Source organism: Neobacillus driksii (assembly GCF_013409995.1).
GTDB classification, from domain to species: Bacteria; Bacillota; Bacilli; order Bacillales; family Cytobacillaceae; genus Neobacillus; species Neobacillus driksii.
In genome coordinates this window covers 25,154-43,113 of sequence record NZ_JACCBX010000022.1, presented here as the reverse complement: position 1 = coordinate 43,113, position 17,960 = coordinate 25,154, and the positions used below count along the sequence as shown (strand labels likewise).

The window sequence follows — 17,960 nt, the reverse complement described above, 5'->3', positions numbered from 1 at the left end:
TTATGAAAGAAAACAATCAATTATTGTTCTTTTACTGTTACAAGGTGAGCAACTTTTGTAATCATACCGCGGATTGCAGCATTATCTTGGTGCTCAACTGTTTGATTTAATTTACGTAAACCTAGAGCAGTAACTGTCGCGCGTTGGTCTTCAGGACGACCAATTACGCTGCGGTTGAGGGTAATTAATAGTTTGTTTGCCATTTTATTTCCCTCCTTACCCTAGTAGTTCTTCTACTGATTTACCACGTAACTTGGCTACGTCTTCAGCACGTTTTAATTGTTTTAAGCCATCGATCGTTGCACGTACCATATTAATTGGAGTGTTAGTTCCTAAAGATTTTGAAAGGATATCTCCTACTCCGCCTAATTCTAGAACAGCACGGACTGGACCGCCAGCGATAACTCCTGTACCTTCAGAAGCAGGCTTTAGAAGAATTTCACCAGCACCAAAACGTCCAATAACTTGGTGAGGAACAGTAGTTCCAACCATTGGCAATTCGATTAAGTTCTTCTTCGCATCTTCGATTGCTTTACGAATCGCATCTGGTACTTCTTGAGCTTTACCAGTACCGAAACCAACATGACCGTTTTTATCTCCAACTACTACTAGAGCAGTGAAGCGAAAACGACGACCACCCTTAACAACTTTCGCTACACGGTTAACCGTTACAACGCGTTCTTCTAGTTCAAGTTTGTTTGGATCAATACGACGTATCATTTATGTGTCCCTCCTTTGTCTATTAAAATTGTAAGCCGTTTTCACGGGCTGCATCAGCTAGTGCTTGGATACGTCCATGATAAAGATATCCTCCACGGTCAAAGACAACAGCAGTGATACCTTTTTCTACCGCACGTTTAGCGACTAATTCTCCGACCAACTTAGCTGCTTCAACATTACTTGTAGATTCAAGGTTAAGATCTTTTTCCATAGTAGAAGCACTTGCTAATGTAGTTCCACTCATGTCATCGATTAATTGAGCATAAAGATGCTTGTTAGAACGAAACACATTAAGACGTGGTCGAGCAGCAGTACCGCTAAGTTTCGCACGAACACGAGCATGTCTTTTCTTGCGACTAGCATTTTTGTCAAGCTTCGTAATCATTTACGTCACTCCTTTCGTTTACCTATGCGGCATTACTTACCAGTTTTACCTTCTTTACGACGAACAAATTCGCCTTCGTAACGAATTCCTTTACCTTTATAAGGCTCTGGAGGACGAACTTGACGAATATTGGCTGCTAATGCACCAACACGTTCTTTGTCAGTACCTTTAATAGTAATCTTTGTATTAGCAGGCACTTCGATTTCAAGACCAGTTTCTGGTTCAATTTCAACTGGATGAGAATATCCAACGTTTAATACAAGCTTGTTACCTTGCTTTTGAGCACGGTATCCAACCCCGATTAATTCTAATCTTCTTTCGAAGCCTTTGGAAACACCTTCAACCATGTTCGCGATTACCGCACGAGTAGTTCCGTGCAATGCGCGGTGTTCTTTCACGTCAGATGGACGAGTGATTGTAATAAGGTTTTCTTCAACATTAATTTCGATATCTGGATTAAAAGAGCGAGTAAGTTCGCCTTTTGGTCCTTTAACAGTAACGGTACTATTATTTAAAGTAACCGTAACTCCTGCAGGGATTTCAATAGGTTTTTTTCCTACGCGAGACATTTAGTGCACCTCCATTCATTCAGAAACTATATTACCAAACGTAAGCTAATACTTCTCCGCCAATTTGTTTAGCACGAGCTTCTTTATCAGTTATAACACCATTTGATGTTGATACTAGAGCGATACCAAGACCGTTAAGGACACGTGGCACCTCAGTTGATTTTGCATAAACTCTAAGTCCAGGCTTGCTTATGCGCTTAAGACCAGTAATAACACGTTCGTTATTTGAACCGTACTTTAAGAAGATACGGATGATACCTTGTTTATTGTCTTCGATAAATTCGACATCACGAACGAAACCTTCGCGCTTTAAGATCTCAGCGATTTCTTTTTTAATATTAGAAGCAGGCACTTCTAACTTTTCGTGACGCACCATATTCGCATTACGAATGCGAGTAAGCAAATCAGCAATCGGATCTGTCATGACCATTATTTTTACCTCCTTCCCAGAATTGGGTTTTACCAGCTAGCTTTTTTAACACCAGGAATTTGTCCTTTGTACGCTAATTCGCGGAAACAAATACGACAAAGCTTAAATTTACGGTATACAGAGTGTGGACGGCCACAACGTTCGCAGCGTGTATACTCTTGTACTGCATATTTAGGCGTGCGCTTTTGTTTCGCAATCATTGACTTTTTAGCCACGTTTTCGCCTCCATTATTTAACGATTACTTTTGGAATGGCATTCCAAATTGAGTTAACAGTTCACGTGCTTCTTCATCAGTGTTAGCTGTCGTTACGATAACGATATCCATACCACGAACTTTGCTTACTTTATCGTAATCAATTTCAGGAAAGATTAATTGTTCTTTAACACCCAAAGTATAGTTACCGCGACCATCGAATGATTTCTTAGAAACACCACGGAAGTCACGAACACGAGGTAAAGAAACAGCAACTAATTTATCCAAGAATTCGTACATACGCTCACCGCGAAGTGTAACTTTTGCACCAATTGGCATACCTTCACGAAGACGGAAGCCAGCGATTGATTTCTTAGCACGAGTTACTACAGGCTTTTGTCCTGTAATAGTAGCTAGTTCTTCAACAGCATTGTCTAAAGCTTTAGCATTTGCTACTGCGTCACCAACACCCATGTTAATAACAATTTTATCAAGTTGAGGAACTTGCATTACTGATTTATAGTTGAACTTGCTCATAAGAGCAGGAGTAACTTCTTTTACAAATTTTTCTTTTAGGCGGTTCACTTATTGTACCTCCCTTCTAAAATTTAGACTATTTATCTAATACTTCACCGGATTTTGCTACGCGTACTTTTTTACCATCAACCGTTGAGTAACCTACACGAGTTGGGTTACCAGATTTAGGGTCGATAGGCATAACGTTTGATACATGAATTGGTGCCTCAAAGCTCAAAATTCCGCCTTGTGGATTCACTTGAGAAGGTTTAGCGTGTTTTTTCACGATGTTAACACCTTCTACTAGTACACGGCTATCTTTAGGATAGGCTGCTAGGATTACTCCTGTTTTGCCTTTATCCTTACCGGAGATAACTCTTACTTTGTCACCCTTTTTAACATGCATTCGTAAGCACCTCCTTAAAGGCAATTGAATTTAAATTATAGTACTTCTGGAGCCAAGGAAACGATTTTCATAAAGTTGTTATCGCGAAGTTCACGAGCAACTGGTCCGAAGATACGAGTTCCACGTGGGCTCTTATCATCCTTGATAATTACACATGCGTTTTCATCGAAACGAATGTATGATCCATCAGGTCGACGAGCACCGCTTTTCGTACGAACGATAACGGCTTTAACAACGTCACCCTTTTTAACAACGCCACCAGGTGTTGCTTGTTTCACTGTACATACGATAACATCACCGATACCCGCAGTTTTACGGCCAGAACCACCAAGAACTTTAATGGTAAGTACCTCACGAGCACCAGAGTTATCAGCAACTTTTAAACGTGATTCTTGTTGAATCATGTGTGTAACCTCCCTTCGGAATAGAGCATTAATCCGAACAATTAAATAATAACTGCTTTTTCTGTAACTTCAACTAAACGGAAGCGTTTAGTAGCTGAAAGCGGACGAGTTTCCATGATACGTACGATATCGCCGATTTTTGCTTCATTTTGCTCATCATGAGCTTTAAACTTTTTAGAGTACTTAACGCGTTTACCGTAAAGAGGATGCTTTTTGTAAGTTTCGACTAATACAGTAATGGTTTTATCCATTTTGTCAGAAACCACGCGTCCAGTGTAAACTTTGCGCTGATTACGTTCACTCATTCTGTGAACCTCCTCTCAAATATTACTTGTTAACGCTGATTTCTCTTTCACGAATCACAGTTTTCATGCGAGCAATCGCTTTGCGTACTTCACGAATGCGAGCTGTATTTTCAAGTTGTCCAGTCGCTAATTGGAAGCGAAGGTTGAAAAGCTCTTCTTTTAAAGATTTAACTTTTTGTTCAATTTCGGCAGTGGTAAGGTCTTTAATTTCATTAGCTCTCATTTGATTCACCACCAATTTCTTCACGTTTTACAAACTTACATTTAACAGGAAGTTTGTGCATAGCAAGACGAAGTGCTTCACGTGCTACTTCTTCAGAAACACCAGCAATTTCAAACATTACTTTACCAGGCTTAACAACAGCTACCCAGCCTTCAGGTGCCCCTTTACCGGAACCCATCCGCACCTCTAGAGGTTTTGCAGTATAAGGCTTGTGAGGGAAGATTTTAATCCAAACTTTACCGCCACGTTTCATGTAACGAGTCATTGCAATACGTGCGGCTTCGATTTGGCGATTAGTGATCCAAGAAGCTTCAGTTGCTTGTAGGCCGAATTCACCGAATGTTACTTCAGTGCCACCTTTAGCGTTACCACGCATTTTCCCACGGTGTTGACGGCGATATTTAACGCGTTTTGGCAATAACATATTATTTGCCTCCTTCCGCAGATTTCTTCTTAGTAGGAAGGACTTCTCCCTTATAGATCCATACTTTTACGCCAAGCTTACCATAAGTGGTATCAGCTTCAGCATGAGCATAGTCGATATCAGCGCGAAGTGTATGAAGTGGAACAGTTCCTTCGCTATATTGTTCTGAACGAGCAATATCTGCGCCGCCAAGACGACCTGATACCATTGTCTTAATACCCTTAGCGCCTGCACGCATAGCACGTTGAATTGATTGCTTTTGTGCACGACGGAAAGATACACGATTTTCTAATTGACGAGCAATATTTTCAGCAACTAGTTTCGCATCAAGGTCAGCTCTCTTGATTTCAAGAATGTTGATGTGAACACGTTTGCCAGTTAATTGATTTAGAGCTTTACGAAGTGCTTCAACTTCAGTACCGCCTTTACCGATAACCATACCAGGCTTAGCAGTATGAACTGTTACATTCACACGGTTTGCCGCACGTTCGATTTCAACTTTAGAAACAGAAGCATCCTTCAAACGCTTCGTGATGTACTCACGAATTTTAAGGTCTTCGTGTAAAAGATCAGCGAAGTCTTTACCAGCGTACCATTTAGATTCCCAATCTTTGATGATTCCGATACGCAAACCGACTGGATTTACTTTTTGACCCACAGGTTATCCCTCCTTCTTTTCTGATAGAACGATTGTGATGTGGCTAGTGCGTTTGTTGATCTGGCTTGCACGGCCCATTGCGCGAGGACGGAAACGTTTCAATGTTGGTCCTTCGTCTACAAAAGCTTGTGTTACTACCAAGCTATTAACGTCCATTTCATAATTGTGCTCGGCATTTGCCATAGCGGATTTCAATACTTTTTCAACGATTGGAGAAGCAAACTTTGGAGTGTGATTTAAAATCGACACCGCTTCACCAACTTGCTTTCCTCGAATTAAATCTACGACTAAACGTGCTTTACGAGGAGCAATACGAACTGTTCTTGCAACAGCTTTAGCTTGCATTTGGATGCCCTCCTCTCTTAACGTCTGGTTTTCTTATCATCATTACCATGGCCTTTGTAAGCACGTGTTGGAGCAAATTCTCCAAGCTTGTGTCCTACCATGTCTTCAGTAACATATACAGGCACATGTTTGCGACCATCATAAACAGCGATTGTGTGGCCAATAAATTGTGGGAAGATCGTAGAACGACGTGACCAAGTTTTTACAACTTGCTTACCTTCAGTTTCATTTAACTTTTCGATCTTAACCATTAAATGATCATCAACAAATGGTCCTTTTTTAAGGCTGCGACCCATGGATGAACCTCCCTTCGTGATTGTTCTACGGCTCTATCTTTGAACCGTAGTTCAATCCCGTTATTTTTTACGACGACGTACGATAAACTTATCGGATTTATTCTTTTTCTTACGAGTTTTGAATCCAAGAGTTGGTTTACCCCATGGAGACATTGGTGATTTACGTCCGATTGGTGAACGTCCTTCACCACCACCGTGTGGGTGATCGTTAGGGTTCATAACAGATCCACGAACTGTTGGGCGTTTACCTAACCAGCGTGAGCGTCCTGCTTTACCAATGTTGATAAGTTCGTGCTGCTCATTTCCTACTTGACCGATTGTTGCGCGGCACTCAGAAAGAATCATACGAACCTCACCAGAATTTAAACGTACAAGTACGTATTTTCCTTCTTTACCTAAAACCTGTGCAGATGTACCAGCAGAACGTACTAATTGGCCACCCTTACCTGGTTTTAACTCAATGTTGTGTACTACTGTACCAACAGGAATGTTTGCTAATGGTAATGCATTACCTACTTTAATATCTGCCTCAGGGCCAGACATAACTTCCATACCTACTACTAGGTTTTTAGGAGCTAGGATATAACGCTTTTCACCATCTACATAGTTGATTAATGCAATATTTGCGGAACGGTTTGGATCGTACTCGATAGTGGCAACGCGTCCAGGAATGCCATCTTTGTTACGCTTGAAATCAATGATACGGTATGAACGCTTATGGCCGCCACCTTGATGACGAACAGTTAACTTACCTTGGTTATTACGGCCGCCTTTTCTCTTTAAAGGTGCTAATAGAGATTTTTCTGGTGTGCTAGTTGTGATTTCTGCGAAATCAGAAACTGTCATACCGCGACGACCATTAGAGGTAGGTTTGTACTTTTTAATCGCCATTTTATTCCCTCCTCTTCTTGTTAGTTTTTATTATGCTTCAAAGAATTCGATTTCTTTGCTATCAGCAGTTAGTTTTACAATTGCTTTACGACGTTTGTTTGTGTAACCACCGAATTTACCCATGCGCTTGAATTTACCTTTATAGTTCATGATGTTAACTTTTTCAACTTTTACGCCAAAGATTTCAACGATTGCATCTTTAACTTGAGTTTTGTTAGCTCTCACATCAACTTCAAACGTATATTTCTTTTCAGCCATTAGGTCAGTAGAACGTTCAGTGATAACGGGGCGCTTAATGATATCGCGTGCATCCATTATGCAAGCACCTCCTCTACTTTTTCAACTGCAGCTTTCGTCATGATTAATTTATCATGATTTACTACATCAAGAACATTGATTCCGTCAGCAGTTACAACTGTTACACCAGGAATGTTACGAGCAGAAAGTGCTACATTTTCATCAAGGTCAGCAGTAACGATAAGTGCTTTCTTCTCAACAGAAAGACCACCTAATACTGTTTTGAAATCTTTTGTTTTTGGAGCATCGAAAGCAAGGCTTTCTAATACTAGTACATTCTCTTCTAACACTTTAGAAGATAGTGCAGATTTAATCGCTAAGCGACGTACCTTTTTAGGTAATTTGTAGCTGTAGCTGCGTGGTGTAGGACCGAATACAGTACCACCTCCGCGCCATTGTGGAGAACGGATAGACCCTTGACGAGCACGACCAGTTCCTTTTTGACGCCATGGTTTACGTCCACCACCGCGTACCTCAGAACGAACTTTTACTTTATGAGTTCCTTGACGTAAAGAAGCTCTTTGCATAACAATCGCTTCGAATAATACGTGTTGGTTAGGCTCGATACCAAATACTGATTCATTAAGTTCGATTTCACCAACTTGTGATCCGTTTTGGTTAAATAATGAAACTTTAGGCATTCTTTTGCTCCTCCTTTCTTATGAAGATATTACGCTTTTACCGCACTTTTAATCTTTAATAATGCTTTTTTAGGTCCTGGAACGTTACCTTTGATTAATAGTAAGTTACGTTCAACATCTACCTTAACAATTTCAAGATTTTGAACAGTAATTTGTTCTCCACCCATACGTCCTGGTAATAATTTACCTTTGAATACACGGTTTGGAGCAACAGGTCCCATTGAACCTGGACGACGGTGATAACGTGAACCGTGAGCCATTGGGCCGCGTGATTGTCCGTGACGCTTGATTACGCCTTGGAAACCTTTACCCTTTGAGATTCCTGTTACATCTACTACATCGCCAGCAGCGAAAATATCAACTTTGACTTCTTGACCAACTTCATATCCTGTCACGTCCACTCCGCGGAATTCGCGAACGAAGCGCTTAGGATTAGTGTTTGCTTTAGCAACATGTCCTTTTTCTGGCTTGTTAGCTAACTTTTCACGCTTATCTTCAAAACCTACTTGAACAGCTTCGTAACCGTCGCTTTCAACCGATTTCTTTTGAAGAACTACGTTTTGAGCAGCTTCTACTACAGTAACTGGAATTAAGTTGCCGTTTTCTGCAAATACTTGAGTCATACCAATCTTTCTTCCTAAGATTCCTTTGGTCATTTAAGTCACACCTCCTACAGTTTTGGTTATTTATTTTTACTAAAGTTTAATTTCGATATCAACACCAGATGGTAAGTCTAAACGCATTAACGCATCAACCGTTTGTGGAGTTGGGTTAACGATGTCGATTAGACGCTTATGTGTTCTCATTTCGAACTGTTCACGAGAATCTTTGTACTTATGCACCGCACGAAGAATCGTGTAGATTGACTTTTCAGTCGGTAGTGGAATCGGACCAGAAACGGCTGCACCTGAACGCTTTGCTGTTTCTACGATTTTTTCTGCAGACTGATCAAGAATTCTGTGATCATAAGCTTTTAAACGGATACGAATCTTTTGTTTTGCCATTATTTTCCCTCCTTTATTCGCCTATTTTAAAAATAGACATTCTCAGTGAAAATTTCCCACACACTCGCCATGGCAAAGCGGCCGGGTGTGTCAGCAACCTTTCACATCATCGCAGTCAAAGACCAACATTGTCTATTATACATAAAAGATTAGGCAAACGCAACTTTTTTTTATATTTTCTTTTTGGTTACGTTTAGCACACTTTTATTATTATAGCGGCCTGTTTATACATTTTCAAGAGTTATTATCATTCTCCAGAAATAACCTATACTAACGCTTTATTGTTTGAATATTAACTGTTCTTATATATAGTAGAAACACGATTTAGAATAAATGCATCTATATTGACAGAGGTTGCTAATAGTATTGAGATCCGCATGAAGGACTAATCCCTGCATATTCTACGGATTTGTCTTTCATCACCCTTATGAAGGACCAATCCCACTACATATTCTGCAGATTTGTCTTTTATCACCCTTATGCATGACTAATCCCACTGCATTTTCTGCAGATATGTCTTTCATCATCCCTATGAAGGACTAATCCCACTGCATTTTCTGCAGATTTGTCTTTCATCGCCCTTATGGAGGACTAATCCCACTGCATTTTCTGCGGATTTGTCTTTCATCGACTTTTAAAACAGTTGGAGTAATCAGCAAAAATGAAATATTCCAAATAAAAAAAGCAACTGGATCGTCATCCAGCTGCTTCTTATATAACTGATAATTAAATTATTCAGTGATAGTTGTGATTGAACCTGAACCTACAGTACGTCCGCCTTCACGGATAGAGAACTTTGTACCTTCTTCGATCGCAACTGGAGCGATTAGCTCAACAGTCATTTCGATGTGGTCACCAGGCATAACCATTTCTACGCCTTCTGGAAGATTACAGATACCAGTAATATCAGAAGTACGGAAATAGAATTGTGGACGGTAGTTAGTGAAGAATGGAGTATGACGTCCACCTTCTTCTTTTGATAAAACGTAAACTTGTGCTTTGAACTTTGTGTGTGGAGTGATTGATTTCGGCTTAGCCAAAACTTGGCCACGCTCGATTTCTTCACGTGCTACACCACGAAGTAATGCACCAATATTGTCTCCTGCTTCAGCAAAATCAAGAAGCTTACGGAACATTTCTACACCAGTTACAGTAGTAGATTTTGGCTCTTCAGTGAAACCTACGATTTCAACAACGTCACCAACTTTAACTACACCACGCTCAACACGTCCAGTAGCAACAGTTCCACGACCAGTGATTGAGAAAACATCCTCAACTGGCATCATGAAAGGCTTGTCAGTGTCACGAGTTGGTTGTGGAATCCACTCATCAACAGCAGTCATTAGTTCATAAATTTTTTCTTCCCATGCAGCGTCACCTTCTAACGCTTTAAGAGCAGAACCTTTGATAACAGGAGTGTCATCGCCAGGGAAATCGTATTCAGATAATAGATCACGGATTTCCATTTCTACTAATTCAAGTAGTTCTTCGTCATCAACCATATCACATTTGTTCATGAATACAACAAGGTAAGGTACGCCTACCTGACGAGAAAGAAGGATGTGCTCACGAGTTTGTGGCATTGGACCATCAGTTGCAGATACAACTAGGATACCGCCGTCCATTTGAGCAGCACCAGTGATCATGTTTTTAACATAGTCAGCGTGTCCTGGGCAGTCTACGTGTGCATAGTGACGGTTGTCAGTTTCATACTCAACGTGCGCAGTAGAGATTGTGATTCCACGCTCTCTTTCTTCTGGAGCACCATCGATTTGATCATATGCACGAGCTTCTGCTTTACCAGTTTTAGCAAGAACAGAAGTGATTGCAGCAGTTAAAGTTGTTTTACCGTGGTCAACGTGACCAATTGTACCAATGTTAACGTGTGGCTTAGAGCGGTCGAATTTAGCTTTACCCATTAGGAAAATCCTCCTTTAATTTAAAAAAGTTAAGTATATTATATGGAAACTGTAAATAGGTTGTCCTTATTTCACAGTTTCCATTGTTACATAAGTAGTTATACTTTATTAAAAGGTGAAAATCAATTATTCACCTTTATTTTTTTTGATAATTTCTTCAGAAACAGATTTTGGTACTTCTTCATAGTGATCAAAGTGCATAGAGAATACTCCACGACCTTGTGTGCTTGAACGAAGTGCTGTTGCATAACCAAACATCTCTGAAAGTGGAACCTGTGAACGAACTACTTGTGCGTTACCACGCGCTTCCATACCTTCAACGCGTCCACGACGTGCAGTGATTTGACCCATAATATCACCTAGGTACTCTTCAGGGATTACAACTTCAACCCTCATCATAGGTTCTAGGATAACAGGCTTACACTTTGAAGCAGCATTTTTAAGAGCCATTGATGCAGCAATCTTAAACGCCATTTCAGAGGAGTCAACATCATGGTAAGATCCATCAAATAATCTTGCTTTAATATCAACTAGTGGATAACCAGCTAGAACACCACGATCTAACGCATCTTCTAAACCAGCTTGTACAGCAGGAATGTATTCACGAGGAACAACACCACCGACGATACCATTTTCAAATTCGAATCCTTTACCTTCTTCATTAGGTGAGAACTCGATCCAAACGTGTCCATATTGTCCACGTCCACCAGATTGACGAGCAAACTTACCTTCAACCTGTGCAGAAGCACGGAAAGTTTCACGGTAAGCAACCTGTGGAGCACCTACGTTAGCTTCAACCTTAAATTCACGACGCATACGGTCTACAATGATATCAAGGTGAAGTTCACCCATACCAGCGATGATAACTTGTCCAGTTTCCTGGTCAGTGTGCGCACGGAATGTAGGATCTTCTTCTTGAAGTTTTTGTAGGGCAGTAGTCATTTTATCTTGGTCAGCTTTAGACTTAGGTTCAACAGAAAGTTGGATTACTGGCTCTGGGAATTGCATAGACTCAAGGATAACAGGGTTTTTGTCGTCACATAGAGTATCACCAGTAGTAGTATCTTTCAAACCTACAGCAGCAGCAATGTCACCAGCGAAAACCTTAGAGATTTCTTGACGGCTATTTGCGTGCATTTGAAGGATACGTCCGATACGTTCACGTTTGCCTTTAGTAGAGTTCTGAACGTATGAACCAGACTCTAAAGTACCAGAGTAAACGCGGAAGAACGTTAATTTACCAACATAAGGGTCAGTCATAACTTTAAACGCAAGAGCAGAGAATGGCTCTTCGTCACTTGAATGACGTTCAACAGCTTCATCTTCATCATCAACAGCGTGTCCTTTGATTGCAGGAACATCTAATGGAGATGGAAGGTAATCGATAACTGCGTCTAACATTAACTGAACACCTTTGTTTTTGAAAGCAGATCCACAAATAACAGGGTAGAATTCTACATTAACAGTACCTTTACGAATACCAGCTTTAAGCTCTTCTTTAGTGATTTCTTCACCACCAAGGTATTTTTCCATTAATTCTTCATCTAATTCTGCTACTGCTTCAACTAACTTTTCGTGCCACTCTTCAGCAAGAGCGCGGTGTTCTTCAGGAATGTCACGCACTTCAATATCAGTGCCTAAGTCATTACTGTAGAATACTGCATTCATTTCCACAAGGTCAATGATTGCTGAGAATTCATCTTCAGCACCAATAGGTAACTGAATTGGGTGGGCATTCGCTTGCAAGCGATCATGTATTGTTCTTACAGAATACAAGAAGTCTGCACCGATTTTGTCCATTTTGTTTACGAATACTACACGTGGTACACCGTAAGTTGTTGCTTGACGCCAAACAGTTTCAGTTTGGGGTTCAACACCAGACTGTGCATCAAGTACAGCTACTGCTCCATCAAGTACACGCAGGGAACGTTCAACTTCAACTGTGAAGTCTACGTGTCCTGGTGTATCGATGATGTTTACGCGGTGACCTTTCCATTGTGCAGTTGTTGCTGCAGAAGTAATAGTGATTCCGCGTTCTTGTTCTTGCTCCATCCAGTCCATCTGAGAAGCACCTTCATGTGTTTCACCGATTTTATGAATCTTACCAGTGTAATAAAGGACACGCTCAGTGGTCGTCGTTTTACCGGCATCAATGTGTGCCATGATACCGATATTACGAGTGTTTGCTAAGGAGAACTCTCTTGCCATGGGTCTTTCTCCTTTCTAGTGTGAAAGTTTTTATAATAAAGGTAATTCTACCAACGATAGTGAGCAAACGCTTTGTTTGCTTCTGCCATTTTGTGAGTATCTTCACGCTTCTTAACAGATGCACCAGCATTGTTAGCTGCATCCATGATTTCGTTTGCTAAACGCTCTTCCATTGTTTTTTCACCGCGAAGACGCGCATAGTTTACTAACCAACGAAGACCAAGAGTTGTACGGCGGTCAGGACGTACCTCAACTGGTACTTGGTAGTTTGCTCCACCTACTCGGCGTGCTCTTACCTCAAGTACTGGCATGATATTCTTCATTGCTGCTTCGAAAATTTCCATCGGCTCTTTACCAGAGCGTTCACGGATTGTTTCAAATGCAGAATAAAGAATTTCTTGTGATTTACCTCTTTTACCGTCAACCATCATTTTGTTGATTAGACGAGTAACTAATTTAGAATTGTAAAGTGGATCTGGTAACACGTCTCTTTTTGCTACAGGACCTTTACGTGGCATTTAATTTCCTCCTTTCAAACAAGCTTTTCTATTTAAACTGTTTTATTTCTTAGCTGCTTTTGGTCTCTTAGTACCATATTTAGAACGACCTTGCATACGGTTGTTAACACCAGCCGTATCAAGAGCACCACGTACGATGTGATAACGTACCCCCGGTAAATCCTTTACACGTCCTCCACGAATAAGAACAACACTGTGCTCTTGAAGGTTGTGGCCGATACCAGGAATGTATGCAGTCACCTCAATACCGTTTGTCAAACGTACACGAGCATATTTACGTAACGCTGAGTTCGGTTTCTTTGGAGTCATTGTACCAACACGAGTACATACTCCGCGTTTTTGTGGTGAAGTTACATTTGTTTGTGATTTTTTGAAGCTGTTGTAACCTTTGTTAAGCGCAGGTGATTTTGACTTTTCCTCTTTAGATTGACGAGGCTTGCGCACTAATTGGTTAATAGTAGGCATGTTACTTTTCCTCCCTTCATTATTTGTAAGCCCACACATCCAGGTGGTTCATTTTTGTGCAAAAACAAAGTTTTTGCAGATCATCTATCTACAAAAACAGTTTTCAACGGATAATTACTACAGTTGAAGCACCAACTTCTATTCCACATGCCTTCCCGAGTTTTTTCATCGAGTCAACATAGATAATTGGGATGTTCAAATCTTGAGCTAGTTTCACTGCAGCTGCCGTTACGTTCGTTCCAGCATCACTTGCAATGATCAACTCACTCGCTGTTCCATCCTTTAGTACTTTAACTGCTTGTTTAGTTCCTATAACAATCTTAGTTGCCTGTAATACTTTTTCATAAGACATTTATCATATCCTCCAAAGTATCAGGTGAATAGGAGCACCTTTGATATAATAACATCTTAAAAAATAGATGTCAACAAAACTACAAATTATTTTTTCTACAAAGAATTTCCATAAAATGCGGTACCTGCAAAAAAAGCAAGTACCGCCTTATTGATTAATCAATTGCAACTGTTTCTTCGGATGTTGTATCCCTTAAAACAGGTTCTGCTTTGCGATAGCGCTGCATACCTGTTCCAGCCGGAACCAACTTACCGATGATAACATTTTCTTTTAAGCCGAGTAATTCATCACGCTTGCCTTTAATTGCAGCATCAGTAAGAACTCTCGTTGTTTCTTGGAAGGATGCAGCAGACAGGAATGAATCTGTTTCAAGTGATGCTTTTGTAATTCCAAGCAATACTGGACGTCCTGTTGCTGGTAATTTTCCGGCTAATAATGCTTTTTCGTTTGCATCTGTGAATTGGTGGATATCTAAAAGTGTACCAGGAAGTACATCTGTTTCACCTGCATCACTTACACGAACCTTACGCATCATTTGACGAACCATTACCTCGACGTGTTTATCACCAATTTCAACACCCTGCATACGGTAAACCTTTTGAACTTCACGTAACAGGTATTCTTGAACAGCATTAACGTCTTTTACCTTGATTAACTCTTTAGGGTCAATAGAGCCTTCTGTTAATTCCTGACCACGTTCAACCCTATCATTAACAGCAACTTTCAAGCGTGCTGTATACGGTGCATTATAAGTACGTGATTCGATCTCACCTTGAACAATAATCTCATGCTGACGATCACGTCCTTCATTAATACCAACAACCACACCATCAATTTCAGAAATAACTGCTTGACCTTTAGGGTTACGAGCTTCAAAGATTTCTTGAATACGCGGTAAACCTTGAGTGATATCGTCTCCTGCTACCCCGCCTGTATGGAATGTACGCATTGTTAACTGTGTACCAGGTTCTCCAATTGACTGGGCTGCAATAATACCAACTGCTTCCCCAACTTCAACTTCTTGACCTGTAGCCAAGTTACGGCCATAACACTTCTTACATACACCATGACGTGTATTACATGTAAAGGCAGAGCGGATTTTTACTTCTTCGATTCCAGCACCAACGATTGTTTCAGCTAGATCTTCAGTGATAAGTCCATTTTCAGGAACAAGTACTTCTTTCGTTTCCGGATGTCTTATTGGGTTACGAGCATAACGGCCGATTAAACGTTCGTCCAAGCCTTCGATAACCTCTGTACCATCTTTTAATGAACGGATTAACAAACCACGGTCAGTTCCACAATCATCTTCACGGACAATTACATCTTGTGCAACGTCAACAAGACGACGTGTTAAGTAACCTGAGTCAGCCGTTTTTAGTGCTGTATCGGCAAGACCTTTACGAGCACCGTGTGTAGAAATAAAGTATTCTAATACTGTCAGTCCTTCACGGAAACTTGACTTGATTGGTAATTCAATGATACGTCCAGCCGGGTTGGCCATCAATCCTCGCATACCAGCAAGTTGTGTAAAGTTTGATGCGTTACCACGGGCACCGGAGTCACTCATCATGAAAATTGGATTCGTTTTATTCAACGATTTCATCAGTTTTCCTTGAATGGTATCCTTCGCTGCACTCCAAATGGCAATGACACGATCATAACGTTCGTCTTCAGTAATTAATCCACGACGGAACTGCTTCATAACGTTATCAACCTTGCTTTGTGCCTCATGAAGAATTTCTTGCTTTTCCGGTAATACCACGATATCAGCAACACCGACAGTAATACCTGCTTTTGTAGAATATTTAAATCCTAAATCCTTCATCCGGTCTAGCATTTTAGACGTTTCAGTAATTTTGAATCGCTTAAATACTTCAGCAATGATATTACCAAGGATTTTCTTCTTGAATGGATCTACTAATGGCATTTCCTTTATTCGAGCTTGAACATCTTCACCTTTTTCAACAAAGTAATTTGCTGGTGTTTCAACTTCTAAATTCTGTCTTGTTGGTTCGTTGATGTACGGGAAAGATTTCGGAAGAATTTCATTAAAAATAAGTTTTCCTACTGTCGTAATCAGTAACTTATTATTTTGTTCTTCTGTCAACGTTTCATTTCCTAATGAACCAGCATGGACAGCAACTCGAGTGTGCAGATGAACATAGCCATTTTGATAAGCAATTAATGCCTCGTTAGTATCTTTAAAAATCATACCCTCGCCGACTGCGCCTTCTCTTTCAAGAGTTAAATAGTAGTTACCTAGTACCATATCCTGAGACGGTGTAACAACTGGCTTTCCATCTTTAGGGTTCAAGATATTTTGAGCTGCAAGCATTAAAAGTCTAGCTTCAGCTTGCGCTTCAGACGAAAGCGGAACGTGAACAGCCATTTGGTCACCATCAAAGTCCGCATTATATGCAGTACATACGAGAGGATGAAGGCGAATCGCTCTTCCTTCAACAAGTGTAGGTTCAAATGCCTGAATTCCAAGTCTATGAAGTGTTGGGGCACGGTTTAATAAAACCGGATGCTCACGAATAACATCTTCAAGTACATCCCATACCTCAGGAGATACTCTTTCAATCTTACGTTTTGCAGATTTAATGTTATGGGCTAACCCTTTTTCTACTAGTTCCTTCATAACAAATGGCTTAAATAACTCAAGAGCCATTTCCTTCGGAAGACCACATTGGTACATTTTTAAATTCGGTCCAACAACGATAACGGAACGACCAGAATAGTCAACACGTTTACCCAGTAAGTTTTGACGGAAACGACCTTGCTTTCCTTTTAACATATGGGAAAGTGACTTTAACGGACGGTTACCTGGTCCAGTCACTGGACGGCCGCGACGACCGTTATCAATTAACGCGTCTACTGCTTCTTGAAGCATACGCTTTTCGTTTTGAACAATAATACTCGGTGCACCAAGATCCAACAAACGCTTTAGACGATTATTCCGGTTGATTACACGACGGTATAGATCGTTTAAATCAGATGTTGCGAATCTTCCACCATCCAACTGTACCATTGGACGAAGTTCTGGAGGGATGACAGGAAGAACATCAAGAATCATCCATGATGGCTCATTTCCAGAGTTACGGAATGCTTCCAACACTTCAAGGCGCTTAATCGCACGAGTACGACGCTGACCTTGAGCTGATTTTAACTCTTCTTTTAATGCGTCAACCTCTTTATTTAAATCAATATCAGAAAGAAGCTTTTTAATCGCTTCAGCACCCATTGCCGCTTGGAATTTATTTCCGTACTTTTCACGGTATGCACGATATTCTTTTTCTGATAGAAGTTGTTTCTTATCAAGAGCTGTATCTCCTGATTCTGTTACAACATAGGAAGCAAAGTAAATAATTTCTTCTAATGCCCTAGGGGACATATCTAAAACTAGTCCCATCCGGCTAGGGATACCTTTAAAATACCAAATATGAGAAACAGGAGCTGCTAGCTCAATATGCCCCATACGTTCACGACGAACCTTTGCACGTGTTACTTCAACACCACATCGGTCACATACAACACCTTTGTAACGGACACGTTTATATTTACCGCAATGACATTCCCAGTCCTTCGTTGGACCAAAAATTCTTTCACAGAATAAACCATCCTTTTCAGGCTTCAATGTACGATAGTTAATGGTTTCTGGCTTCTTTACTTCTCCAAACGACCAAGAACGAATTTTATCTGGTGATGCCAGACCAATCTTCATATACTCAAAATTATTAACATCCAGCAAGGGGCCTACCTCCCTTTCTATCTAGACAATCATTAG

Annotated in this window: 26 protein-coding genes; all 26 read right to left on the bottom strand. The window is 40.6% G+C overall.

Going from position 1 to position 17,960, the window contains the following annotated elements:
• Positions 1 to 20: 20 nt before the first annotated feature.
• On the bottom strand, positions 21 to 203 hold the full coding sequence (gene rpmD, locus F4694_RS30450) for a 50S ribosomal protein L30 (RefSeq protein WP_034676120.1): 183 nt from the start codon (positions 201 to 203) through the stop codon (positions 21 to 23).
• Positions 204 to 216: 13 nt separating this feature from the next.
• On the bottom strand, positions 217 to 717 hold the full coding sequence (gene rpsE / locus F4694_RS30445) for a 30S ribosomal protein S5 (RefSeq protein ID WP_179603669.1): 501 nt from the start codon (positions 715 to 717) through the stop codon (positions 217 to 219).
• A 25-nt stretch (positions 718 to 742) separates the two neighbouring features.
• Positions 743 to 1,105, bottom strand: a complete 363-nt coding sequence (gene rplR, locus F4694_RS30440) for a 50S ribosomal protein L18 (protein WP_179603643.1) — start codon at positions 1,103 to 1,105, stop codon at positions 743 to 745.
• A gap of 32 nt (positions 1,106 to 1,137) precedes the next feature.
• On the bottom strand, positions 1,138 to 1,674 hold the full coding sequence (gene rplF, locus F4694_RS30435; protein WP_179603642.1) for a 50S ribosomal protein L6: 537 nt from the start codon (positions 1,672 to 1,674) through the stop codon (positions 1,138 to 1,140).
• Between the two features lie 31 nt (positions 1,675 to 1,705).
• Entirely contained in the window at positions 1,706 to 2,104 is a 399-nt protein-coding gene (gene rpsH / locus F4694_RS30430; protein WP_045516527.1) for a 30S ribosomal protein S8, read from the bottom strand.
• A gap of 29 nt (positions 2,105 to 2,133) precedes the next feature.
• Positions 2,134 to 2,319, bottom strand: a complete 186-nt coding sequence (locus tag F4694_RS30425) for a type Z 30S ribosomal protein S14 (RefSeq protein WP_034676107.1) — start codon at positions 2,317 to 2,319, stop codon at positions 2,134 to 2,136.
• A gap of 24 nt (positions 2,320 to 2,343) precedes the next feature.
• On the bottom strand, positions 2,344 to 2,883 hold the full coding sequence (gene rplE / locus F4694_RS30420) for a 50S ribosomal protein L5 (protein WP_179603641.1): 540 nt from the start codon (positions 2,881 to 2,883) through the stop codon (positions 2,344 to 2,346).
• A 28-nt stretch (positions 2,884 to 2,911) separates the two neighbouring features.
• Positions 2,912 to 3,220 (bottom strand): 50S ribosomal protein L24, encoded by a 309-nt coding sequence (gene rplX, locus F4694_RS30415; protein WP_179603640.1) that lies wholly within the window; start codon positions 3,218 to 3,220, stop codon positions 2,912 to 2,914.
• A gap of 35 nt (positions 3,221 to 3,255) precedes the next feature.
• A complete protein-coding gene (gene rplN / locus F4694_RS30410; RefSeq protein WP_034676100.1) occupies positions 3,256 to 3,624 on the bottom strand; it encodes a 50S ribosomal protein L14 in 369 nt (122 codons plus the stop codon).
• A 41-nt stretch (positions 3,625 to 3,665) separates the two neighbouring features.
• On the bottom strand, positions 3,666 to 3,929 hold the full coding sequence (gene rpsQ / locus F4694_RS30405; RefSeq protein ID WP_034676097.1) for a 30S ribosomal protein S17: 264 nt from the start codon (positions 3,927 to 3,929) through the stop codon (positions 3,666 to 3,668).
• A gap of 22 nt (positions 3,930 to 3,951) precedes the next feature.
• A complete protein-coding gene (gene rpmC, locus F4694_RS30400) occupies positions 3,952 to 4,152 on the bottom strand; it encodes a 50S ribosomal protein L29 (protein ID WP_034676094.1) in 201 nt (66 codons plus the stop codon).
• Positions 4,142 to 4,576, bottom strand: a complete 435-nt coding sequence (rplP, locus tag F4694_RS30395; RefSeq protein ID WP_034676090.1) for a 50S ribosomal protein L16 — start codon at positions 4,574 to 4,576, stop codon at positions 4,142 to 4,144. Before rplP ends, rpmC begins: the two co-directional genes overlap by 11 nt.
• 1 nt (position 4,577) lies before the next feature.
• Entirely contained in the window at positions 4,578 to 5,234 is a 657-nt protein-coding gene (rpsC, locus tag F4694_RS30390; protein WP_179603639.1) for a 30S ribosomal protein S3, read from the bottom strand.
• A 3-nt stretch (positions 5,235 to 5,237) separates the two neighbouring features.
• Positions 5,238 to 5,579 (bottom strand): 50S ribosomal protein L22, encoded by a 342-nt coding sequence (gene rplV / locus F4694_RS30385; RefSeq protein ID WP_034676086.1) that lies wholly within the window; start codon positions 5,577 to 5,579, stop codon positions 5,238 to 5,240.
• Positions 5,580 to 5,596: 17 nt separating this feature from the next.
• Positions 5,597 to 5,875 (bottom strand): 30S ribosomal protein S19, encoded by a 279-nt coding sequence (gene rpsS / locus F4694_RS30380; protein ID WP_026574091.1) that lies wholly within the window; start codon positions 5,873 to 5,875, stop codon positions 5,597 to 5,599.
• 60 nt (positions 5,876 to 5,935) lie between these two features.
• Positions 5,936 to 6,766 (bottom strand): 50S ribosomal protein L2, encoded by an 831-nt coding sequence (rplB, locus tag F4694_RS30375; RefSeq protein ID WP_179603638.1) that lies wholly within the window; start codon positions 6,764 to 6,766, stop codon positions 5,936 to 5,938.
• Between the two features lie 30 nt (positions 6,767 to 6,796).
• On the bottom strand, positions 6,797 to 7,081 hold the full coding sequence (rplW, locus tag F4694_RS30370; protein WP_218895901.1) for a 50S ribosomal protein L23: 285 nt from the start codon (positions 7,079 to 7,081) through the stop codon (positions 6,797 to 6,799).
• On the bottom strand, positions 7,081 to 7,704 hold the full coding sequence (gene rplD / locus F4694_RS30365) for a 50S ribosomal protein L4 (RefSeq protein ID WP_179161260.1): 624 nt from the start codon (positions 7,702 to 7,704) through the stop codon (positions 7,081 to 7,083). The genes rplW and rplD overlap by 1 nt, the downstream gene beginning before the upstream one ends.
• 29 nt (positions 7,705 to 7,733) lie before the next feature.
• The gene (gene rplC, locus F4694_RS30360) at positions 7,734 to 8,360 is read right to left on the bottom strand and encodes a 50S ribosomal protein L3 (protein WP_179161261.1); all 627 of its coding nucleotides are present in this window, start codon (positions 8,358 to 8,360) and stop codon (positions 7,734 to 7,736) included.
• Positions 8,361 to 8,399: 39 nt separating this feature from the next.
• On the bottom strand, positions 8,400 to 8,708 hold the full coding sequence (gene rpsJ / locus F4694_RS30355) for a 30S ribosomal protein S10 (protein ID WP_034676072.1): 309 nt from the start codon (positions 8,706 to 8,708) through the stop codon (positions 8,400 to 8,402).
• 731 nt (positions 8,709 to 9,439) lie between these two features.
• The gene (tuf, locus tag F4694_RS30350) at positions 9,440 to 10,627 is read right to left on the bottom strand and encodes an elongation factor Tu (protein WP_179603637.1); all 1,188 of its coding nucleotides are present in this window, start codon (positions 10,625 to 10,627) and stop codon (positions 9,440 to 9,442) included.
• A gap of 126 nt (positions 10,628 to 10,753) precedes the next feature.
• The gene (fusA, locus tag F4694_RS30345; RefSeq protein ID WP_179603636.1) at positions 10,754 to 12,835 is read right to left on the bottom strand and encodes an elongation factor G; all 2,082 of its coding nucleotides are present in this window, start codon (positions 12,833 to 12,835) and stop codon (positions 10,754 to 10,756) included.
• A gap of 47 nt (positions 12,836 to 12,882) precedes the next feature.
• Complete coding sequence (gene rpsG, locus F4694_RS30340; RefSeq protein WP_179161264.1) at positions 12,883 to 13,353, bottom strand: 30S ribosomal protein S7; 471 nt, start codon at positions 13,351 to 13,353, stop codon at positions 12,883 to 12,885.
• Between the two features lie 42 nt (positions 13,354 to 13,395).
• Positions 13,396 to 13,818, bottom strand: coding sequence for a 30S ribosomal protein S12 (gene rpsL / locus F4694_RS30335; protein ID WP_034676061.1), 423 nt, complete (start codon positions 13,816 to 13,818; stop codon positions 13,396 to 13,398).
• Between the two features lie 103 nt (positions 13,819 to 13,921).
• A complete protein-coding gene (locus tag F4694_RS30330) occupies positions 13,922 to 14,170 on the bottom strand; it encodes a 50S ribosomal protein L7ae-like protein (protein WP_179603635.1) in 249 nt (82 codons plus the stop codon).
• A 154-nt stretch (positions 14,171 to 14,324) separates the two neighbouring features.
• A complete protein-coding gene (gene rpoC / locus F4694_RS30325; RefSeq protein ID WP_179603634.1) occupies positions 14,325 to 17,924 on the bottom strand; it encodes a DNA-directed RNA polymerase subunit beta' in 3,600 nt (1,199 codons plus the stop codon).
• Positions 17,925 to 17,960: the final 36 nt, after the last annotated feature.